Annotated in this window: 21 protein-coding genes; 12 read left to right on the top strand and 9 right to left on the bottom strand. The window is 42.0% G+C overall.

Going from position 1 to position 22,348, the window contains the following annotated elements; all coding sequences use genetic code 11:
• Window positions 1-176: 176 nt before the first annotated feature.
• From AB6T38_RS08780 to AB6T38_RS08770, 3 genes are all read left to right on the top strand, one after another.
• Window positions 177-488: a hypothetical protein gene (locus AB6T38_RS08780; RefSeq protein WP_372546961.1), complete on the top strand. Its 312-nt coding sequence runs from the start codon at window positions 177-179 to the stop codon at window positions 486-488.
• Window positions 489-521: 33 nt separating this feature from the next.
• On the top strand, window positions 522-1,595 hold the full coding sequence (locus AB6T38_RS08775) for a class I SAM-dependent methyltransferase (RefSeq protein WP_372546960.1): 1,074 nt from the start codon (window positions 522-524) through the stop codon (window positions 1,593-1,595).
• A gap of 62 nt (window positions 1,596-1,657) precedes the next feature.
• A complete protein-coding gene (locus AB6T38_RS08770) occupies window positions 1,658-2,578 on the top strand; it encodes a hypothetical protein (RefSeq protein WP_372546959.1) in 921 nt (306 codons plus the stop codon).
• A gap of 492 nt (window positions 2,579-3,070) precedes the next feature.
• On the opposite strand, the gene radC is transcribed toward AB6T38_RS08770, so the two are convergent.
• Window positions 3,071-3,745 carry a DNA repair protein RadC gene (gene radC, locus AB6T38_RS08765; RefSeq protein ID WP_372546958.1) on the bottom strand — a complete coding sequence of 225 codons (675 nt, stop codon included), beginning with the start codon at window positions 3,743-3,745 and terminating at the stop codon, window positions 3,071-3,073.
• A 176-nt stretch (window positions 3,746-3,921) separates the two neighbouring features.
• Between radC and coaBC the strand changes: the two genes are divergently transcribed.
• The 5 genes from coaBC (at window position 3,922) to AB6T38_RS08740 (ending at window position 9,514) form a co-directional block, all read left to right on the top strand.
• The gene (coaBC, locus tag AB6T38_RS08760) at window positions 3,922-5,130 is read left to right on the top strand and encodes a bifunctional phosphopantothenoylcysteine decarboxylase/phosphopantothenate--cysteine ligase CoaBC (protein ID WP_372546957.1); all 1,209 of its coding nucleotides are present in this window, start codon (window positions 3,922-3,924) and stop codon (window positions 5,128-5,130) included.
• 44 nt (window positions 5,131-5,174) lie between these two features.
• Entirely contained in the window at window positions 5,175-5,765 is a 591-nt protein-coding gene (gene slmA, locus AB6T38_RS08755; RefSeq protein ID WP_348493564.1) for a nucleoid occlusion factor SlmA, read from the top strand.
• A gap of 836 nt (window positions 5,766-6,601) precedes the next feature.
• Window positions 6,602-7,171: a TetR/AcrR family transcriptional regulator gene (locus AB6T38_RS08750; RefSeq protein ID WP_372546956.1), complete on the top strand. Its 570-nt coding sequence runs from the start codon at window positions 6,602-6,604 to the stop codon at window positions 7,169-7,171.
• Window positions 7,172-7,311: 140 nt separating this feature from the next.
• On the top strand, window positions 7,312-7,635 hold the full coding sequence (locus tag AB6T38_RS08745; RefSeq protein WP_216049384.1) for a DUF1820 family protein: 324 nt from the start codon (window positions 7,312-7,314) through the stop codon (window positions 7,633-7,635).
• 109 nt (window positions 7,636-7,744) lie between these two features.
• Window positions 7,745-9,514, top strand: coding sequence for a DUF885 family protein (locus tag AB6T38_RS08740; RefSeq protein WP_372547218.1), 1,770 nt, complete (start codon window positions 7,745-7,747; stop codon window positions 9,512-9,514).
• Window positions 9,515-9,546: 32 nt separating this feature from the next.
• Here AB6T38_RS08740 and AB6T38_RS08735 read toward each other — a convergent pair whose 3' ends face one another.
• A complete protein-coding gene (locus tag AB6T38_RS08735) occupies window positions 9,547-10,014 on the bottom strand; it encodes an EVE domain-containing protein (RefSeq protein WP_372546955.1) in 468 nt (155 codons plus the stop codon).
• 165 nt (window positions 10,015-10,179) lie between these two features.
• Between AB6T38_RS08735 and imuA the strand changes: the two genes are divergently transcribed.
• From imuA to AB6T38_RS08720, 3 genes are read left to right on the top strand one after another with little or no spacing between them, the layout of a single operon-like run.
• Window positions 10,180-10,860 carry a translesion DNA synthesis-associated protein ImuA gene (imuA, locus tag AB6T38_RS08730; protein ID WP_372546954.1) on the top strand — a complete coding sequence of 227 codons (681 nt, stop codon included), beginning with the start codon at window positions 10,180-10,182 and terminating at the stop codon, window positions 10,858-10,860.
• Window positions 10,826-12,316, top strand: a complete 1,491-nt coding sequence (locus tag AB6T38_RS08725) for a DNA polymerase Y family protein (protein ID WP_372546953.1) — start codon at window positions 10,826-10,828, stop codon at window positions 12,314-12,316. Before imuA ends, AB6T38_RS08725 begins: the two co-directional genes overlap by 35 nt.
• Window positions 12,317-12,351: 35 nt before the next feature.
• Window positions 12,352-15,426, top strand: coding sequence for an error-prone DNA polymerase (locus AB6T38_RS08720; protein ID WP_372546952.1), 3,075 nt, complete (start codon window positions 12,352-12,354; stop codon window positions 15,424-15,426).
• 26 nt (window positions 15,427-15,452) lie between these two features.
• Here the strand turns inward: AB6T38_RS08720 and AB6T38_RS08715 are convergent, their stop codons facing one another.
• The 6 genes from AB6T38_RS08715 to AB6T38_RS08690 all read right to left on the bottom strand — a co-directional run bounded on the left by AB6T38_RS08715 (window position 15,453) and on the right by AB6T38_RS08690 (window position 20,513).
• Window positions 15,453-15,884 carry an acyl-CoA thioesterase gene (locus AB6T38_RS08715; protein ID WP_372546951.1) on the bottom strand — a complete coding sequence of 144 codons (432 nt, stop codon included), beginning with the start codon at window positions 15,882-15,884 and terminating at the stop codon, window positions 15,453-15,455.
• 75 nt (window positions 15,885-15,959) lie between these two features.
• Complete coding sequence (locus tag AB6T38_RS08710; RefSeq protein WP_372546950.1) at window positions 15,960-18,080, bottom strand: YjbH domain-containing protein; 2,121 nt, start codon at window positions 18,078-18,080, stop codon at window positions 15,960-15,962.
• A complete protein-coding gene (locus tag AB6T38_RS08705; RefSeq protein WP_372546949.1) occupies window positions 18,077-18,808 on the bottom strand; it encodes a capsule biosynthesis GfcC family protein in 732 nt (243 codons plus the stop codon). The genes AB6T38_RS08710 and AB6T38_RS08705 overlap by 4 nt, the downstream gene beginning before the upstream one ends.
• Complete coding sequence (locus AB6T38_RS08700) at window positions 18,801-19,478, bottom strand: YjbF family lipoprotein (protein WP_372546948.1); 678 nt, start codon at window positions 19,476-19,478, stop codon at window positions 18,801-18,803. The genes AB6T38_RS08705 and AB6T38_RS08700 overlap by 8 nt, the downstream gene beginning before the upstream one ends.
• Window positions 19,479-19,550: 72 nt before the next feature.
• Window positions 19,551-19,916 carry a hypothetical protein gene (locus AB6T38_RS08695; protein WP_372546947.1) on the bottom strand — a complete coding sequence of 122 codons (366 nt, stop codon included), beginning with the start codon at window positions 19,914-19,916 and terminating at the stop codon, window positions 19,551-19,553.
• Window positions 19,917-20,156: 240 nt separating this feature from the next.
• Window positions 20,157-20,513, bottom strand: coding sequence for a VOC family protein (locus AB6T38_RS08690; RefSeq protein ID WP_372546946.1), 357 nt, complete (start codon window positions 20,511-20,513; stop codon window positions 20,157-20,159).
• A 190-nt stretch (window positions 20,514-20,703) separates the two neighbouring features.
• On the opposite strand from AB6T38_RS08690, the gene AB6T38_RS08685 reads away from it, so the two are divergent.
• Window positions 20,704-21,726: a purine nucleoside permease gene (locus AB6T38_RS08685; RefSeq protein WP_372546945.1), complete on the top strand. Its 1,023-nt coding sequence runs from the start codon at window positions 20,704-20,706 to the stop codon at window positions 21,724-21,726.
• A gap of 56 nt (window positions 21,727-21,782) precedes the next feature.
• Here the strand turns inward: AB6T38_RS08685 and AB6T38_RS08680 are convergent, their stop codons facing one another.
• Window positions 21,783-22,010, bottom strand: a complete 228-nt coding sequence (locus AB6T38_RS08680) for a hypothetical protein (protein WP_372546944.1) — start codon at window positions 22,008-22,010, stop codon at window positions 21,783-21,785.
• Window positions 22,011-22,348: the final 338 nt, after the last annotated feature.

Here is a 22,348-nt window from a genome sequence, read left to right as displayed (position 1 = left end):
CCCCCTACACTGAGAAGCATAATAGGCTAATAGGCGGCAACCATTACCCATGAGGCATAACTTAAAATTATAGATTGATTATAAACTTTGACTGTTAATAAAACGATTTTTCCGTCAAGATTAATTCACAGTAAGTAAGTTTTTATAGTTATCTTTCATAAGCGAGAATCAATAATATGAGTAACCATACCGACAGAGAGTTTGGAGCGGAAGTCTACGGCCAGGGCAAGACTTATTTTGACGATGTTGCCATGGATAACCTAATGGAAGCATTTTTGGAATTAACGGCAATGGTCTGGACATACCGGGATCGCAACATAATTCTAGAAAAAGTATTGCAGGATATTATTGGCAAAGATAAAGATATTAATCTTCAGTACCTTGTAGAGCAATACCGCCCCACTGCTGAAGAAAACGCCGAGCGTAAAAAAGAACGTGAACAGTTTGTAAACTCAGTGTTCGCATCATTTTCAAAACGCCCTAAATAACCCTACCTAGATTACTACAGCTGGAGAGATTTTATGATAACCAGAGGCCATGACGGTATACTACCTCGTACAACAACCCTTGCAGATGAAAGCTATTTAGATTTTGTTGAATCTTTCCGTGGCATGAACTTCACAGCTATGTACCCAGTATTTAGTGAAACCGCGGATACCGAGATGAAGGAAAAAATAGGTGCTGTTGATAGCTCGGTAAAACTTTCAACTATTAGAGAAGTAGTTGGAGCACTGCCCATTACTCAGGTCTGGCAACGTTTTATGCGCTCTCACCAGGAAATGATGTGGCGTCGTACAAGAGAGTCTTTTGCCATCAATGAAAAAGAGCTTCTGGCTGAACTCGATGCTGCCGAAAAGCAAGGTCCTGGTCAGCTTATTTATGATCCAAATTTTCATGTACCAGACTATACCCGCATGGAAATTCACCTTCAACCGGGAGGCTACACTGACGATCCTCTAGGTGGCATCGTCTTTCATTATGGGGGCAAGGTATTTTACCAAGGGATGGATAATCAGAACGAACACCATATTGAGTTTGTTGAGTTATGTAAGGTGCCGGAAGACAGTAAAATCGACAAAGTTCTCGACCTAGCCTGCTCACTTGGTCAATGCACTACCAACTTGAAAAAACGTTTTCCCGATTCAGAGGTTTGGGGATTAGATGTAGCCTTGCCGCTACTGCGATATGCACATAAATGCGCGGTTGATGAGGGAGTGGATGTAAACTTTATTCAAGGATTGTCTGAAGATACTAAGTTTAAAGACGGCGAATTCGATATGGTACTGGCGTATATCCTGTTTCACGAGGTTCCTGTTAAAGTAATGAAACAAACCATCAAAGAAGTATTTAGAATTTTAAGACCTGGTGGGGTGTTCAACATTTTCGAATTCCCTAACGCATCTCAGGAATTATTGCCTTCAGAGCGTTATCTTATCGACTATGATTCGCGAAACAATTGTGAGCCATACTCTCCTGCTTTTGTTAATAGTGACTTTAGACAAATCATTATCGATGCGGGCTTTACTATTGAGGATGGTGGAACATCCACCAACCCATTCTTACAATCTATTGTGGCAACAAAACCTAACACTTAGCCCAGACGAATTGAAATTAAACCAACACAGTTATCACTGTTCATTGTTTATAAGGCAACAACATGCATTACAACTATGTTCCTATTTCAAAGCGACAAGCACTTAAATTTCCAAATGGAAAAAAAGTCGCGCTTATTATGACCTTTAATCTTGAAACCTGGGATCTGGTGAAAGATACAGATAAGCCATATTACGCGGGAGGGCCTGCATTGTTACCTAACGCCTTACCCGGTAATGTGCCTGACTTCCCCAATTACAGTTGGCGTGAATACGGCCAACGGGTCGGTATTTGGCGAATGTATGATTTGTTCGACGAGATGGGGGTGGCTGCCAGCTGTACAACGAATGCAGTGACCTTTGATCGTCGTAAAGAGATGACGGATGGTTGTTTAGAGCGCAATTGGGAACTCCTTGCCCATAATTATGAGCAAGGAGAACTGCTGTCTGATTATGCCCACGATATAGACAAAGAGCGAGATGTGATACAAAAATCCATCAGCACCTATGAAAAACATGTGGGCAGACGACCAAAAGGTTGGTTATCGTCCTCTTTGCGGGCCACGATAAATACCCCTGCAATTTTGGCAAAAGAAGGCTTCACCTTTTTTTGCGATATTATGAACGATGATCAACCCTTTATGATCCAAACGGAAAATGGCCCCATTGTTTCCATTCCTTACTCTAACGAAATTAATGATTTCACCATTTTGACCAGACGAGCCCATACCACCGATGAATTTCGAGATATTTTAATCGATGAACTTGATCAACTCTATTTGGAAGGCGCAAAGACGGGCCGCATTATGAATGTTGGTCTTCACCCTCATGTATCGGGTCGCGCATATCGAATACGTGCACTGAGAGAATTTATCGAGCATGCCAAGTCGCTACCGGATGTCTGGTGGACTACCCGAGAAGAGCTTGCCGATTGGTATCAGGATAATTATCAAGACCACTTTCCTAACCAATTAGAGAAAAATTAAAGTATTAAAATTTACGAGGCGCTTTTATAGGCATTAAAATCGCAGATTCCTTGTAGGAATTTGAATTGTCATACCCCGAGCTTTTAGACTTTATACAGCGTCTGCAATCAGTGATGCAGGCCATGAGGTTTTAGTATTAGAGCGTAACTCTACTCTACTGGGCTAAAGCGCCTGGCATAAATACAATCTGTAGGCTGATATTTATGCCAGCGTAATATCTGGCCTCGTTTCAGGGGCTAAAGCCCCTGCTACACTGCTGTAGGCTAGTATTTATGCCAGCGTAAGCTAGATTGATTATAGGGTCTAAAGGTTTTATATTTTTGACATTTTGTATGCCTGCATGAAAGTTTTCAACATCTATTTCATTACCACCACTATCATGCATAAGGCGCTGTAAAACAGCCTCCATAATGTAATCTCCCATTCAGCGCAGGTCATTAACCAAGACTGTCACTTTGATACCCTCTCAACTGACTTCACTGATCCATATATCTACACCAACCCTCGCTCAGCAAAAGATACGCAGTCGCCATCGCCGACAATAATATGGTCCAGTACAGTGACATCAATTAACTCCAAAGCATGTTGGATACGCTGGGTAATATGTTGATCTGCTTGACTTGGTTCGGCGATGCCGGAGGGGTGGTTATGGCTTAAAATGATGGCCGCGGCATTAAATTCCAAGGCTTGTTGCACAATCACCCGAGGGTAAACACTGGCGGCGTTGATCGTCCCAAAAAACAGTTTTTTAAAGGCAATAAGACGATGTTGGCTATCGAGCATGAGTACCGCAAAAACCTCGTTAGGCTCATCTCTTAATTGACTAAGTAGGTATTGTTTAGTGCGGTTGGCACTATCGAATGTGTGTTTTCGAGTAAGTGACTGGGCAAAATAACGTTTTGACATTTCTAGGGTTGCTTGAAGTTGCACATATTTAACTTCGCCTAACCCCTTCCCCAAACAGAATTGGCTTTTACTGGCGTTTAATAAACTGCGTAAAGAACCAAATTGAGTTAACAGTTCTCGGGCCAAATCTACTGCACTTGATCCCTGTACTCCCGTTCTTAAAAATATAGCGAGGAGTTCTGCGTCTGATAGGGCTTCGCTGCCCATGGATAGGAGCTTTTCTCTAGGCCGCTCCATCTTTGGCCATTCTGATAGTTTCATGCGTCCGTGCCTGAATTAGGGTTAAAATTACTAACAATTAGTCTTCTACTACCAATTAAACCTAGCAAATGATCTCTGATCAGGCCAATATTAAGTCATATCAAGTACCTAAGTGTTTTGTCTAACTTGTATATTAGGTAAAATGCTGCAAATATTTTCAGTGAATATGTAGACACATGGCCATTCAAAAAAATAAGGTTTTACTCGGAGTTACAGGTGGCATTGCCGCTTATAAAACACCCGATTTAGTGCGCAAGTTAATCGCAAAAAATACTGAGGTTCGAGCCGTTCTTACCGCTTCAGCAGAACATTTTGTTAGCCCATTAGCATTACAGGCGGTTTCCGGCAATCCGGTTTCTAACGATTTATTGGATCCCGCTGCAGAAGCAGCTATGGGCCATATTGAATTAGCAAAATGGGCAGATACCATTCTTATCGCTCCAGCCACAGCAAACTTCATTGCGAAACTTGCTCATGGCATGGCTGACGATTTGCTGTCTACCTTGTGCTTAGCCAGCAGCGCAGAAGTATTTATTTCTCCAGCCATGAATCAACAAATGTGGAAAGCGGAAGCAACACAGGCGAACCTGGCTATTTTAGCCAAGCGTGGCGCCACTATTATTCCACCAGACTCAGGTGAACAAGCGTGTGGAGACGTGGGTCAAGGACGTATGCCCGAACCCCAAGACCTAGCAGATATCATCACCCAACCTAAGCCGCTGCAATATTTAGCCGGTAAAAAAATAGTGATTACCGCAGGGCCCACACGAGAAGCAATAGATCCCGTTCGTTACATAAGCAATCACAGTTCAGGCAAAATGGGCTACGCGCTAGCAAATGCGGCAATTGCGATGGGGGCAGAAGTTACTTTAGTTAGCGGCCCAGTGAATATAGCAGCACCTAATCACGCTAAAGTGGTTAAAGTTGAAAGCGCGCTACAAATGCATGATGCCGTGATGGAAAATATAGACAGCGCGGATATTTTCATTGGTTGTGCAGCCGTTGCTGACTATCGTCCATTAGAAGCGGTAAATCAAAAAATCAAGAAGAACAATCAAGAGTTAACCCTTACTTTTACTAAAAACCCTGATATTCTTGCAGATGTCGCAAAACAACAACGGTCAGTGTTTACTGTCGGCTTCGCCGCCGAAACTCAAGACGTCAGTCGTTATGCAAAAGATAAATTACAGCGTAAGCAACTTGATATGATCGCCGCCAATGATGTTTCAAATAGCGACATCGGATTTAACAGCGAGCAAAATGCTTTAACTGTTTTTTGGAAAGAGGGTGAAAAATCTCTAGAAGTTGCCGATAAAAGACAACTTGCTTTTAATTTGATGCAATTAGTATCCGAAAGATATAAAAATAAACATGCAACACAATAACTCTAAAAATAATAATCTAGTCCTACAGACAGGGAGACATGTCAATGCCCGCGATTAAACGTCCAAACCGCAGAGCGCAAATTTTGCAGTGTCTGGCAAGCATGCTAGAAAGCAATCCTGGACAGCGTATCACTACGGCTAAATTGGCAACAGAAGTGGGCGTTTCAGAGGCTGCGTTATACCGTCACTTTCCCAGTAAAGCACGCATGTTTGAAGGTTTAATTGAATTTATCGAAGAAACCCTTTTTTCACGCATCAATAAAATTATTAATGAAGAAAAAGATAGCGCGGTGCGTATCCAGCTTATTATTCATTTGATTTTAGGTTTTTCAGAAAAAAACCCCGGTATTACCCGAATTTTGAACGGCGATGCATTGATGGGTGAACAGGATCGGTTACGGGGTAGAATTGCACAAATTTTTGAACGCCTCGAAACACAAATTAAACAGGTTCTGCGAGAGCGTAAGCTCCGCGAAGGTAAATCTTTACCTGCGGATGAAGGTGTAATTGCAAATATGTTGATCTGTTATACCGACGGCCGCATTAATTTATTTATTCGTAGCGATTTCAAACGTCGCCCCACGGAAGATTTTAAAGAGACCTGGCAGTTCATCAACAAGCAGTTTTTCTCTTAAATTGCGTTCTATAATTTAGTTTGCTTGGCATGCCGTTTTGCCTGCTGAATATCTCACACCTTCCACGGGCTAAAGCCCGTGCTACAGGTGCGAGAACCTTTTCAACCCATGGAATAAGTCTACCTGTAGGCGGGAGCTTTAGCCCCGCAAGAGGGTGTGTATGATGTTTATCACGGGCTAAAGCCCGTGCTACGGGTTCGTGCACCTTTTAAATCCATGGAATAAATCTACCTGTAGGCGGATGCTTTAGCCCCGCAAGAGATTGTGTACGATGATTTATCACGGGCTAAAGCCCATGCTACGGGTTCGTGCACCTTTTAAATCCATGGAATAAACCTACCTATAGGCGGATGCCTTAGCCCCGCAAGAGGTTGTGTATGATGTTTATCACGGGCTAAAGCCCGTGCTACGGGTTCGTGCACCTCTTAAATCCATAAAATAAACCACCTGTAGGCGGATGCTTTAGCCCCGCAAGAGGTGGTGTTTGCTGGTTTGTCACGGGCTAAAGCCCGTTCTACGGGTTCGTGCACCTCTTAAATCCATAAAATAAACCCACCTGTAGGCGGATGCTTTAGCCCCGCAAGAGGTGGTGTTTGCTGGTTTGTCACGGGCTAAAGCCCGTTCTACGGGTTCGTGCACCTCTTAAATCCATAAAATAAACCCACCTGTAGGCGGAAGCTTTAGCCCCGCAAGAGGTGGTGTTTGCTGGTTTGTCACGGGCTAAAGCCCGTGCTACAACATCGGTTATTACTGCCCGTGGGAAGATGCCTTGACAGCGACAAATTCTCCGCTACTCTATGAAGAACACATGTTCTTTATTATTTGAGCAAATTAATATGCCTCGCAAGGCCCTATACAATGTAGAAGAAGTACTTGAACAAGCAATTTCTGTGTTCTTGGAGCATGGTTATCATGGCGCAGCAATGGATGAAATTATTGCCAGAACCGATTTCAACCGTCGTGGATTTTATATTGAGTTTGGCTCTAAACAGCAGTTTTTATACATTGTGCTTGCTCATTATCAAGAGCAACATTTATCTAAAGCCTTTTCACACTTAGAACACAATCAAGGCATGCTCTCTATACAAGGTTTTTTCACTGAATACATCGATTTGGTTAAAGGTCGAGGTTGCTTGCTGATTAACATTATTACTGAATTAGGGTTTGATGATCTCAAAATTCGAGATATCGGTAGGCATTATCTTGATCGTCTACAAATTGATTTTATCGGTTGCCTAGAAAAAGCCCAAAAGCTTGGTGAGATTAAACAAGATGTCAATATTGAATCTACCGGTTTGCAATTGTGTAGTTACGTACAAGGCTTTGCAGTTAACGGAATCTTAGCCGGTGATACTGATGAGCTGATGTTGGCAACTCAAGCCATTTTAGGCCCACTGAAACCTTAATGACAGAGCTGACTCACCCAACTTGTCGATTTGTTGTTAAGGACCTCAATGCTTTTGTGCAGAAGGGGCGAATTTCACTTGGCGATTGGCTCAGTTGTGGTTAGAATTCAGGCCCGTTTTAATTGCTAAAAGTGAGTAATATGACAACCAAAAATCCGTTATTTCGGGTCCAGTTTGTAAGTAATGGCGAGCGTTATGAAGTTTATGTACGAGAGGTCAGTCAGGGCAGTATGTTTGGTTTTGTGGAGATTGGCGATTTTGTCTGGGATACTCACACAACGCTGGTATTAGATCCAAGTCACGAAAAATTAAAAACTGAATTTGCAGATGTAAAACACACCTATATTCCTATGCACAGTGTGTTGAGAATTGACGAAGTGAAGAAACAAGGTACGGCAAAAATTACGGAATTATCAGATAAAGTCACGGCATTCCCTAGTCCGATTTATACTCCTAAAAATTAGTACTTTTCCGTACTGCTCTTAGCCAGCAGCGCAATTGCCACTTTCTACATTTTATATTCGAGGCGTTTTATCTGAAGATGTAGCCAAAATAAAGAGGAAAGAACCCAATATGCATACCCCTTTGAACAGAGTAACGATATTTTTCTTGTTGTTTTTGAGCCTTCCAACAACGGCATCTGAACAGCAAAAGTTAACTCAATTGATGGATGATATTTGGCAATACGAACTCTCCATATCCCCTGTTTATGCTAGCTCTCATGGCGTCCATGAGTTCGATGACAAGCTTACCGATATTTCCCCTGATGGGCTAGCCAAGCAAAACACTCAGTTCAAAATATTCTTGCAAAAATTAGATAAAATCGACAAACAACAGTTACCCCGAACAGATCAAATTAACCTGCTGATGCAACGTTATCGTATCCAAAATTACGTGGATGAATATCGCTTCAACGCGCATTATGTGCCACTAACCTCTGAATATGGTTTCCATAATGGAATGGCAGGTCTCCCCCGTTCGAGTCGCTTCAACAGCTTAAAAGACTACCAAAATTATTTAACTCGACTTCGTCAAATTCCTGCTTATTTTGCCCAGCAAGTTGCATGGATGAAAAAAGGCATGGAAGTGGGAATGGTGCAACCTAAAGCAGTCATGCAAGGTTTTGAGAAGTCTGTTGAAAGCTTTTTCAGTGGGCAAGTTGAAGGCAATATATTTTATGGCCCATTCTTAAAACTCGATGATATCCATGTCACTGAAGCGCAAAAACGAGCATTAATCATAGAAGCGAAGGAAGTTATCAAACAGGATGTTATGGGCGCTTATCAAAGCTTTTACGACTTTTTGGTCAACGACTATATTCCTAATTCGAAGTCAGATGTGGCGTCTAAGTCTTGGCCTAACGGTGAGCAGATGTACCAAAATCGCGCCCAATACTACACTACGACAGATCTTTCAGTAGATGAAATCCACCAGCTGGGACTCACAGAAGTGGCCCGTATACGTGCTGAAATGCAGGGCATTGTCGATGAGTTAGGTTTTCAAGGAAGTATCAGTGATTTTATCCAATTCCTACGTACAGACCCGCAATTTTACGCTAAAACATCTGTGGAATTATTAAAACACGCCTCTTACGTTGCCAAACGTATGGATGCAAAGTTGCCCAAACTATTCTACAAACTCCCTCGTACTCCCTACGGTGTTGCTCCCGTTCCCGATGCCATAGCACCGAAATACACCACGGGGAGATATGTTTCACCAAGACGTGACGATGAACCTGGTTATTATTGGGTAAACACCTATGCGTTGGATAAACGACCTTTGTATGCTATCCCAGCGCTGACGATGCATGAAGCGGTGCCGGGCCACCATTTACAAATCTCACTTGCATCAGAGATGGACGACCTACCCAATGTACGCCGTTACACTTACATTTCAGCATTTGGTGAAGGTTGGGGTTTGTACTCTGAGTTTCTCGGAAAAGAAGTTGGTATTTATCAAACACCCTATGAAGAATTTGGGCGTTTGAGTTATGAAATGTGGCGAGCATGCCGTTTAGTGGTTGATACTGGGATGCACATCAAAGGCTGGTCACGACAGCGCGCTTTGGACTATATGCTGGAAAACACCGCACTGTCAGAACACAATGTGACCACTGAAATCGACCGTTACATCTCTTGGCCGGCGCAAGCCCTAGCCTATAAAATTGGCGAATTAGAGATTAAAAAGTTGCGAACAGAAGCAGAACTCGCTCTTGGTGATAAGTTTGATTTACGGGCTTTCCACGATGCGGTGTTAGAGTATGGCTCTATTCCACTGTCGGTACTGCGGGAAAATATTGACCTGTTTATCGAACAACAAAAGCAAACAAGAATTGAAAAATAGGCAGAGCTAAATGCTCTGCAACTGATAATGCATTAAAGCTGGTTGCACTGTTTAAGCAAATAAGTAAATTCTTCCGCATCAACTGGCATGATAGACAAACGATGGCCTTTTTGAACTAGGCCAATTTGCTGTATCTGCGGCATCTCTTTTATGCTTTTCAAGCTCAGTACTTGATTGAATTTTTTGATAAATTTAACATCCACCATATACCATCTAGGGTTCTCAGGATCGGATTTTGGATCATAATATTTTGACTCGGGGTCAAACTGAGTATGATCTGGATAAGCGCCTTTGACCACTTCAGCTAAACCTGCAATTCCTACGTTTTTGCAACTAGAGTGATATATAAATACCTGATCACCAAGTTGCACTTTATCGCGCAAAAAATTACGTGCCTGATAATTACGGATACCGTCCCAATGCTCTGTTTGATTAGGTTTATTCGCTAAATCATCAATGCTAAATGCATCCGGTTCGCTCTTAAATAACCAGTAATTCATAACCTGCCTTTATGCTCTTGGGTATTACAGTGATTCATCATAATAACTATTCATTCAACTTACCGCAAAACTTGCATCTATGAAATTGATCAATATACTGTATATAAATACAGTATATTTTATGCGGATTTATTCACTGTGATTTATCCGGAGTTTAGGTTATTTATGAATACACTATTGGAACAATTAAAAAATAAACGCTTAGTCTGGCAAGGTAATCAGCAAGAACACTGCTTAACCTCTGATAGCACCGGTTATGTTGAACTTGATGAAGCACTCCAAGGCGGCTTTCCGCAATCGGGCATGATTGATATCCATACCCCCATAGGCATTGGTGAGTTGCGTTTATTATTACCAGCTTTAAGGTTTCGCCAACAACACAAACGCCTGTTGGTGTTTATTGCTGCCCCAATGCAAATTAATGGCGAAATGTTAGCGGAATTTGGCATCAGCCTCGAACAAGTGTTAATTGTACAGCCAAATAGTGCTGAGCACGCCCTTTGGAGTGCTGAACAGTGCCTTAAAAGCGGCTGCTGTCATAGTGTACTTATGTGGCATCAACAACTTGAAATAGCCCAAACCAAACGCTTACAACTAGCAGCAGAGCAAGGTTATGCTTTGCATTTTGTGCTGCGCCAAAATCGACAATTAAGTGTGTCTTTACCTGTCAGCCTAGCAATGAAACTCAGTGCCCATGAACAGGGAGTAGCAGTACAGATAACCAAACGTAAAGGTGGTTGGCCGGCCCAGCCATTTAATATCAATATGGCCAACACTTGGCCAGAATTGGCGCTTAGTCAGCGCACCACTAATGTGGTCTCATTTCCACGGGCGAAAGTCAGCTAATATGCAGCCTCTTTGGTTATACTTACATTTTCCGCATTTACAATTAGACAGTCTATGTCATGGAGTTCCTTCATCTCAAAAGCAACCACCTGCGGCTCCTAACGAGCAAGTTACTAGTCAGCATTCATTAGTCATATTGCACCATCAGTCAAATTGCGTATTGCAGTTAAATCAAGCTGCTATTGATGCCGGAATTCGCACTGGAATGGGCTTAGGTACCGCCGCCGCACTAGATCAACACCTACAGGTGCTCCCCTATAAAAGTGATGTCGAGCAAAAAAAGTTAGTTGAGATAGCTGAACACTTGTACTTAGTTACCTCAGATATCAGCCTTTTTCCGCCAAATGGTTTGTTATTGCGGATCCACAATATGCTGATGTTATACAACGGACTAACGGGCTATTGGCGGGTGCTTAAAAACCAGTTAAAAGACTTTCAGGTAACCTATTATTATGCCAGCGGACAATCCCCTTATGCCGCTCGCATCCTAGCCCGTACCGCATGGAATCAGATCAGTGACCATCTTCCTATGCTGCAACATCAAATTGGCATACGCCAACTGACTGACTCTGAACTGGATAAAAAAACCGTGAATAAGTTAGCCCGAGTTGGGATCCACAGTCTTGCAGATTTGATGGCATTACCATTAAAAGATGTTGCCAAACGTTTTGATATCGATTTGGTGACTTACCTGGGTAGGTTAAGCGGTGAATTTCATCATCCAATGGATTTTTATCACCCCCAATCTAAATTTCAACGTTACCTAGAACTACTTTACGAGATAAGCCATACCGACACGCTCTTATCTCCAATGAAACAGTTATTAGCGGCATTAGAACAGTTTTTAAAAATACGGGATTTGCTGACTCAAAAAATCATTTTCACCTTATATCAACGGGATAATAAAGCTCTTACCCTAGAGGTAGGCTCTGCTCAAGGTGAGTATCAAGCCGCTAAATGGGCAAGTCTCACCACCTTAAAATTAGATCACTTAACCTTACAGGCACCCATATTTGCACTGGAGTTAAGTGCTCCTGAAAGCCAATTACGTAGTCCCGATAAAGCCGATTTATTTAGTGCCAGTAAAGGCACTCTGAGCTATTTACAGTTAATTTCATTACTCCAAGCCAAACTTGGAGAAGAAGCCATTTCGCAAGTGATATTAGATGATGACTTTCGCCCCGAGAAAGTGAATAAATATGTCCCCCCTCAACTGGAGGTCACTCCAAAACAGATATCAACTAACCCTTTACGACCTAGCTTTATACTCCAAACCCCACAGCCATTGGCGGAGAAAGTATCCATCATACATGGGCCAGAACGTATCAGTACCGGATGGTGGGACAACCAACAAATCACCCGCGACTATTTCATCGCCCGTAATCAACATGGTCAGTGGCTATGGATATACCGTACGAGTAACAGCCTGTGGTTCGCCCATGGTTTTTTTAGCTAGCCCCTTAGTGCAAAACCGTCACTCGAGAACAATCTATGGCCTACGCTGAATTATTTTGCCAATCAAATTTTAGCTTTTTGCATGGTGCTTCCCACCCACAGGAGTTGGTTCAACAAGCCCATTTTTTGGGCTATGAAGCAATAGCCATTACTGATGAATGTTCGGTTGCAGGAGTAGTAAGGGCTTACACTGAAATAAAAGATCAGCAACTCAAAATTAATCTTATCGTGGGTAGTTATTTTAAACTCGATAACCGCTTAGAGTGCGTTTTATTGTGTCCTAACCGAGAAGCTTATGCTGAGCTATGTCGAATCATTACAAACGCTCGACGGCGTTCACCGAAAGGTGAATATAGCTTGGCTAAATGGGATCTGAAAACCATTAAACACTGCTTACTATTATGGTTGCCCAATGGAGAATTAAGTGTCGATGAACCTTGGGCAAACTGGTTAAAAAAGCACTATAAAAATCGTTTGTGGATCGCAGCACAACGACACCTTACTGCCAATGAACATTCGATGCTCGCGCATTATGAAAAGCTTAGTCAGTTATTTGATCTGCCCATCTGTGCTTGCGGTGGGGTGTTGATGCACAATCCAAGTCGCCTTCCCTTGCAACATTTGCTCAATGCGATTCAACACCGCAGTACAGTTGCAGAAATGGGTCGTGAGCTAGCCTCCAATAGTGAGCGTTGTTTGCGGAGTCAGGACAAGCTCAACAAACTATTCAAACGGACTTGGTTGGATAACTCCGTAGAAATTGCTCGCACCTGCCATTTCAATCTACGAGAGCTACGCTATGAATATCCTGCAGAACTTATCCCCGAAGGAAAAACACCAAAACAGCACCTCCGAGATCTAGTTGAAATAGGTATTCAAAAACGTTTCCCTGAAGGTATTAAACCTGGGATCCGCAAGATTATTGAAAAAGAATTAGTGCTCATTGAGGAACAAGAATATGAATTCTTCTTTCTCACTATTTACGATGTTGTGCAATTTGCCCAATCTCAACAAATTTTATATCAAGGTCGCGGCTCAGCGGCTAACTCGGTAGTTTGTTACTGTTTAGAGATCACTTCTGTCGATCCCCGTCAAATTAATGTGTTATTTGAACGCTTCATTTCTAAGGAACGGGATGAGCCGCCAGATATTGATGTGGACTTCGAGCATCAGCGGCGGGAAGAAGTCATTCAATATATTTATTCTAAATACGGGCGAGAACGCACGGCCATAGCGGCAACGGTATCCTGCTATCGTTTTAAAAGTGCATTGCGGGAAGTTGGCAAGGCGTTAGGAATAAATGAGACCCAATTGGATTTTTTTATTAAAAACATTAATCGCCGTGACAGCGGTCTCAACTGGCAAGCACAAATTGCCGAACTAGGCTTAGATCCAGCTTCCATGAAAGGTAAACACTTCATCTCATTGGTCAACGAGATAATGGGTTTTCCTAGGCACCTATCTCAACATGTGGGCGGGTTTATAATCTCTTCAGGTCCTTTATATCAGCTTGTACCTATTGAAAATGCCGCTATGACAGACCGAAGCGTCATACAGTGGGATAAAGACGATTTGGAAAGTCTTGGATTATTGAAAGTAGATGTATTGGCCTTAGGGATGCTCACTGCCATTCGTAAGTCTTTTCAGTTGATCGAACAACATTACGGACACGCCCTTAGCATAGCGCAGATCACCAAACTCGAAGATGATCCTCAAGTGTACAAAATGATTCAGCAAGCCGATACCGTTGGGGTCTTTCAAATCGAATCCCGTGCGCAAATGAGTATGCTGCCACGGCTGAAACCAAAGACATACTATGACTTGGTTATTCAGATTGCCATTGTTAGGCCTGGGCCCATTCAAGGCGACATGGTTCACCCATTTCTACGTAGACGTGATGGCAAAGAGCCCATCGAGTATCCCTCAGAAGAAGTAGCAGGTGTCCTTAGTCGTACCATGGGAGTGCCTATTTTTCAGGAACAGGTTATCCAACTAGCTATGGTCGCTGCGGGTTTTAGCGGTGGTGAAGCCGACCAACTTAGACGAGCAATGGCCAGTTGGAAGAAAAACGGGCAGCTTATGCAGTTCCAACACAAACTCATCAACGGCATGCTTGAACGGGGTTATACCCAAGACTACGCCCAACGCATATTCAACCAAATATGTGGCTTTGGTGAATATGGCTTTCCAGAGTCCCACTCGGCTTCTTTTGCGGTACTTGCCTATGTTTCCTCCTGGCTAAAATACTATTATCCTCAGGCGTTTTATGTGGGCCTATTAAATAGCTGGCCCATGGGTTTTTATCCCCCCGCGCAATTAATCCAAGACGCGAAACGACATCAGATCAAAATCCTCCCCATCTGTATTAACCATTCTGAATATGAACATACTTTGCAAGCTGATGGGGGTACCTTCGCCATACGTTTGGGGTTACGTATGATTAAAGGGTTATCGAAAGATGCTGCACTGCTAATGGTTAAGCAGCGCCCTGTAAATGGTTACAAGTCGGTGGTTGAATTAAAACAACTGGCTGTTCGACGTGATCACATGGAAGCCCTTGCTAGTGCAAATGCCTTTTCTGCTCTGGCCGAGAATCGTTATAAAGCGCGCTGGGCATTAATGGAAACAGAATCAGAGTTACCTCTGTTTAAAAATCAGGAACAATCATTCTTATTTGATCTTGCTCCCTCAGATGTGCAAGAAATGGTTGAAGATTACGCAGCTACCAGTTTGTCGTTAACCCGCCATCCAATACAGTTATTACGCAAGGCAGGAAAATTGGGTAAGTACACGGCTGCAAATCAATTAGCTGAAAAGCAACATAAATCTGTAGTCACTGTTATCGGAGTGGTGATTGGCAGACAAGCCCCAGGCACAGCTGCAGGAGTCACCTTTATGACATTAGAAGATGATACAGGTTGCTGTAATGTAGTGGTTTGGCAGGCTACCGCTCGGGCCCAAAAAAAGGCCTTTTTAAAGTCGAAAATAATTAAAGTTAGTGGCATTTTGGAACGTGGCGATGGTGATGTGACCCATATCATTGCGGGGAAAATTACTGATCTAAGTCACTTACTGGAAGATTTGAATACCACCTCCAGAGATTTCCATTAAGCCATTCATCACTCTAATAAAAAGACTTATTTAATCTGGATTCGTTTTAGTCCATCAAGGATATTACTGGGAATTTGGGTGCTCTGGTTACTTTTTTTGTCAACAAACACATGTACAAAATAACCTTGGGCAGAAGGAGAAGGCTCACCTGCTACAAAAATTCCAATTTCATAAGTCACTGAACTATTACCTAAACGAGACACCCGCAAACCAATGTGTAACTCTTGAGGGTAAGCAATAGGTGCAAAGTACTGACACTTTGATTCAACCACAAAACCCACAACTCCATCGTTATGGATATCCAAACCACCCTCTTCGATTAGGTAGCGATTCACTGCACTGTCAAAATACCCGTAATATTGGACATTATTAACATGCCCATAAATATCGTTATCTGCCCAGCGAGTTTGCATAGGATAGAAAACCTTATAGTCGTCTCGAGTGAATTTTAATGACATGTGTAACAACCTAAAACCAGTATAAGACGCCCCCCCAGATCACCATTAACTAGCAATGAGAGGGACTATCAATAATTAATCGTAAAACGGTGCTCTGACTTCAGTTAAACTTCTTAGCTGAACTGGACGTTGTAACATTTGTCCGCCATCACGACCAATTGGCACCCATGGAATCTTTCCTCGACCTTTAGCCGGAGCGAGCGAGAATAAATCAAATGGTATGGAAATATAGAAGCCTTTAGTAAAGCTACCTTCCCCATATTCTTCCGCTGATACATTTGTAAATGCGGCATAGGCACCCACGATAATTCCACTATCAAAACGTTTAGCGATATCGATATTGACCCCTTTATCTTTAGCCAAGAACTGACCCGCATTTACGGTAAGCTGCATATCAGGCAAAAATTCTGGCGTCCAATAAACACTTGCATGGCCGGTAAACGCTTTGTAATCGAAAAATTCAGTTTCGTTATCAAAGTCACGTTGTTGTACATAGTTAAGATCAACACCGAAAGACAGGTTACTGTCTACAGGACGATATAAAATCTCGGTACCAACACCACCAAACATAGTTTCTAAATAACCACCATACACTTGAGCATAAGTATCTTCGGCTATTTTATCGAACCAATGCAAATAAGCGTTTTCCATAGTCACATTACCACGAGTAACATATTCTCGAACTTGGGTACGCACTCTAGGTAGATCGGCCGTTTCAGCGTCGACTAAGAAATTAAACTTATCGAAGTTTTCAAGTACTGTTACTTTTAATCCGCCTCGAATTGAGAAGTTTGGATTAAATTGGTAACCACCATTTAGATATGCGCCACCTTGATATAGATAGAAATCTTCTGGGTTCCCAAAGGTTTGAATCCAAAACGTCTCCATGTTGAAAAAGACACCTGAATAATCTCTAGGTTGATAGTTATCTAGGGTAGACTCTGTGGGGTTTTGACGCACATATGTTGATTGAATATCAGTTTCTAAGCGCTGGTAATTTGCAGCTATTTTAAACTCTTCGGCATCAATTTTTGTTTCCAGCACAGGAATATTAGCCAGTGTATCCACCAACTTATAGGTCTTAATCGAATCCGGTAACTCAGAGGCCAAAATTCTACCCACTCGCTCGGTTGCTTCATGATAATCTCGATACCCTAATTGAGATCCGTAGAAAGTCATTTCATCTTCATCGGTATGAGTGGCATTAATGATAAAACTACCTTCATTCACTAAGTCCGCATAAAGTTGCTCTCGATTAATTTTTGCAACAGACTCTGCAGGTTTGGTGTTAGTTAGCTCTCTGGGGGGACGATCAAATTTATACTGCTTCACCGTGTGCATATTAAAATTATACGACATTCCAAAACCTAAGGTATTTCCCCTTTGGTAACTCAGATTAAAGTCCCAATTATTGTATTTATAAACCGCGCCAAAATTCCAGTCACTGTCTTGTTCTAAGGTTCCAGCACGGTCGTTTACATAATCATTGCCTTCATACTCGAGTTTGAGCGTTAAACCTTCTAGCGGAGTTTTATATTCGATTCCGCCAAAAACAGACGCTGGCCCTTTGAAAAATTCGTTGTAGTCAATTTTTCCGCCACGTCCACCAAAACCACCAGGACGTTCGCAAAATGAATCTTTAATTTCACACAGTGGATTAGTGATATTTCCCCCTGCGCCTAGATAACCTGTACCTATCCCAAGGTGCACGTCAAAAGGACCTAAGTTTTTACTGAAATTAAGAAACTCACTACTAAAGAAACCTGTCCCTCCAATGTCCATCAAACCAAATGATACATCAGGCAAGTAATAGCTTTCTTTGATCAATCGAAACTTAACATCTATCCCTTTATCCTTCAGGGTTTGGTCGCCACTGAAACTTGCATCTTGGCTGTAAAGTCTGGTTCGTACATCGGTGTAACGTACGGTAGACTCCATCCATGGGAACAGCTGTAAACTTGCTGACCAAAATCGATATTGATCGATGTCATTGTAATTAAAAGTAAAAGAACCTTCTTTGGCCATTCTCGCAGTGGGAGTCTGTATTAATCCGGTTCCCCCCCGAATCATCTGTGATAGGTTACCGTTATCATCGTCAAAGGGTTGTTCACTCGCTGATGCCGTTGATGTAACTAAAGTAAGTAATACGATCTTAGTTGTTACTGCAAAGCCCAAGATCTTTTTAAACCTGATCATTCAATTACTATCCTATGTACTGCAAGTTCAGCAACAAGCTGATTAAGCTGGGTATTTTCCGAAAACCATTGGGACTCGGCCAAAGGAATATAAAGTTGACTACCAGGCATGACTTGTTGACACTCCTGGTTCCAGTAAGCAATGGGTAATTTGCGGATAACTCCGTCAGGTTGAATTGCATAAACAAAATTTGCATCGGCAATCTCTAATTTATCAATTTTCGCCACAATAGTTTCAATACATTGATTGTTTTCATAGGCTAGAGTTTGTGGCTGTGAAACTGCACCAAAAATGAATAAAGAGCTTTGTCGTTTAGTCAGTTTTAACTCGTACTTTCCGTCTTCAAACAAGGGATTATAACGAAGTACGAACCTTGCCAAGTCATAATCAATATTTATATCGATGCGTTGAGCAAGTTGCCAGCTCTCTATTTGGCTTATTAGTGGAGTTAGTATTGTGGAATCATTCGATTGAGAAACACTGGTTAACTGATCAATTAGATTGCGTTTGTTATTTTCAGCCACATCGGAGTCAAGCTTAAATAATTGAGCACTACGCCAATACCAATTGGGTTTCAAATCAATGGGTTCTAATACTTGACTTAGTCTAGGATTTTCAACAAAGCTCAATACTTTATTATCGACCGTTACTTCCACTTGAGAGTGAACATAACTTGAAAAACCTAACGTCAGCAGGGTCACTTTAAAAATGCTTTTTAATCTATTCATAAGTAGGCTCCGACAACCGCATTGCTCTGCTAACATATTGCAGATCATAACGTTCAGTTGAACCTGAAAACTGCTGTGACGACCGTAACAACTGACCACTTTGAGTATGATACCAGTATACATTCTGCCAACTTTCTGTGTTGGCTAGTGCATTTTCAGTGGTGACATTTTCCACTACTTTCGTGGTCGAGAATTGCTGCTCCAGTATAGTCAGTGGGATATTTGTTTCTCGGCTAAAGGTAGAGCTAAGTTTAATCCCATATTGTTGTGGGTCTATGTCTAAATAACTATTCCAATTTGCATTATCCGCGACATCTTTTTTGGATATCAGAGGATCAGTAGTTAAATTATCAACATAGATTAAGTTGGTGTCTAAACCTATAGTACGTACTAATCGACCGTTTTGTATAATCATTACTGCATCATCAGCAGAAACCCATTTATATTGGTTATTTTCAATAAACGCTAAGGCCAAAGTAGCATAAGGTCGATCACCCGCTTTTATATAAAGAAGGTCAACAGGGCTCTCTATGACAGATTCTTTAGTTAAAGTAACACCGTCTTTGCTACTAAAATACAATTCTATATTTTGTTTATAGGCCCTTTGAGTAGAAGAGCAAGCCGATAGAAACAATATGCTACAGATTAGCAAGCTAAATGTTATTTTCATTGTTATCCAGAATAGATATTTACAACCAATAAAAAAGCCGCCAAAAAGGCGGCTTTAATTCTTTAACCAAACTTAGATCGAAGGCGAATAAGTAAAGGTAACAGGAACAGTAGCAGTAGTTGTATTAGTGCCAGTTCCAGTAGTAGTCACAGTAATAGTTGTACCAATACATACACCGTCAACTAAATCGTCATCACCTTCACAGGTTGGAGTTGGAGTTGGGGTAGGCGTAACAGGACGCTCTGGAGCATCACCATTTGAATTTGATACGATTCCACCAACAATAAGACCACCAACTACACCAGCAGCAATCACACCAGTAGTTACGCCACCTGCTGCTGCACCGCCTGCTGCTGCACCGCCTGCGTTATCTTGTGCTTGTACGTTAACAGAAGCCACTGCTGTTGCTACTGCTAATCCAATTAAACTTTTTCTCATCACTTTTCCTTGAAAGTATTTGACACCTGATAATGGATATTAAAGTATCCGCTCGACGATCTCAATGGCTAATTTACAATCAACATCTAATTTAAAGAACTTTTTAATCTTAATCAGGGTAAAATTATTTAATCGTGTTTTAAAACAGACATAAAGTGTCTTTTAATTAACACTTTTATAACATAATAGCCTTATATTTCAATACCTTCGTCTAGATATAAATACCCATACAGGCAGTCTTTATTGACCTTCAGACCAGACTGCAAACTCATTCCCACTAGGCTCAATGAAGTGGAATCTTCGTCCTCCAGGAAACACAAAAATGGGACGGACAATCACGCCATTGTGTTCAGTTATCTTATCTAAAGTAGCTTCAATATTTGCACTATAAAATACTAATAAGGCGCCACCTTTTTCACTTATATTACAGGTTTTTGCTTTATAAAATCCGCCATCCAATCCCTGGTCCGAAAAGGAAGTATAGTCAGGACCATAATCAACAAATTTCCAATTAAATACCGATTGAAAAAATCGTTTCGTTGCTTCGAGGTCTTTTGCGGCAAATTCTACATAATTTAACTTTTCGTGGATATTCATTGGTTTCCTATTCATTTTACGAAACAGTTGTTAGTACTTATCTTGTGTAATTTGTACCAAAGTAGATCTGTGAATTTATGCTGATGATGAAACAGTTTGACCAGCTCAATGCAAACTTCATTGCTTTTTTACTTACACTTTTTTTTATTTAATGTAGCTTATTAGAAGATTAAACGTTTAGGAAAATATCATGCTTACTAAGATGTTTTTGATTCATATTGCGGTGTTGACCTTGGTTTGCCTATTTCCAACCTCTTCGCTAGCTAAGCCAAAAGATAAAATAGAAGTTAAAGTGTTTATCGCAGCCATGTTTGAAATCGGTGAAAATAGTGGCGATAAAGCCGGTGAGTTTCAACATTGGTTCGAGCTTTATTTTAAGAATAACAAACCAATCAGTGTGAAAGGTGCCCACCGTCCTGTTTTTTGTAATTCTGACGGTGTATGCGGTTCGGTATTGGGTATGGGGAAAGTTGCTTCTTCAGCATCCATGCAAGCGATCTTACTTTCGCCACAATTTAATTTCACAAATGCGTATTACATATTAAGTGGTGTGGGTGGCACGCCACCATCAAAGGGGACAATCGGTGATGTTAGTTGGGCAACTTGGTTAATTGACTATGATCTTGGACACCGTTGGAAAGCAAACGAAGGAAAGAAAGGTGAACCTACTTTTATGCCCCGTAAAGGCTATGAAGACATTCGCCGCTATCAGCTAAATCCTAAATTAGTGAAATGGAGCTTACTCTTAAGTGATTCGGTCAAGTTAATCGATTCACCATCTGCAAAGGCATATCGCATGCGTTACCCGCAGGCAGCAGCCAGACGCAGCCCATCCATTACCACAGGCACTCATATAACTGGCGACACCTTCTTCCATGGTCCAGGACTTTCACAGCAGGCACAATATATCTCTGAGTTATACGGCGCCGATGACTATATGATTACGGAGATGGAGGCCACAGCACTAGCTCAAGTGTTATCAAGGACGGTAGGTACCAATAGAGTTATGAGCCTACGCGGAGCAGTAAATTTCGACCAAGGGAATCCTAATGAAAGCACCCTTGAACATTTAGACCCTGCTCCAGGTGAAACCGCGGGTGGCTTTGCTGAAACCGTTGAAAATATCGTACTGGTGGGCAGTAAAGTGGTTGATACCATTGTGCTAAATTGGAATGATTGGAAGGATGGCGTGCCTGAATTTTCTAACAATTAAATAGTGATCAGAATCTTGAGGGCTTCGTTAGATAAATCATAAGCATAAAAAGCTACCTAAACTATACGGTCTTTCTTCCATCCACGGGCTAAAGCCCGTGCTACAGGGTTGAGCTTTTCCTTGCTCTTCCATCCACGGGCTGAAGCCCATGCTACAGGTTTTAGCTTTTCCTTGCTCTTCCATCCACGGGCTGAAGCCCGTGCTACAGGTTGAGCTTTTCCTTGCTCTTCCATCCACGGGCTAAAGCCCGTGCTACAGGGTGGAGCTTTTCCTTGCTCTTCCATCCACGGGTTAAAGCCCGTGCTACAGGGTTGAGCTTTTCCTTACTCTACCATCCACGGGCTGAAGCCCGTGCTACAGGTTGAACATTTCTTTGCTCTCACATGGGGGTGGAATCGGTTGTTTTTAGCTTCGCAGAAGCGTTAACCGATGGAACGGGCAGCAGGGATGCTGCACTGGAGATAGCCACATGGAAGTGTGACACCTAGATGCCTATTACGTGAAAAGCTATTGCATGACATTCGATGGGTATGGTTTCCCTAGGGGTGTTGTTGCGCGGCAGCGCTTTAGAGTAAGGGCTATCCAAATGCGATTGATATATCCGCTTAAGATGTAAAGTCTA

The organism is Aliiglaciecola sp. SL4, from assembly GCF_041538045.1.
GTDB lineage: Bacteria > Pseudomonadota > Gammaproteobacteria > Enterobacterales > Alteromonadaceae > Aliiglaciecola.
The sequence above is the reverse complement of the archived record's forward strand: the minus strand, read 5'-3'. Positions and strand labels throughout refer to the sequence as shown.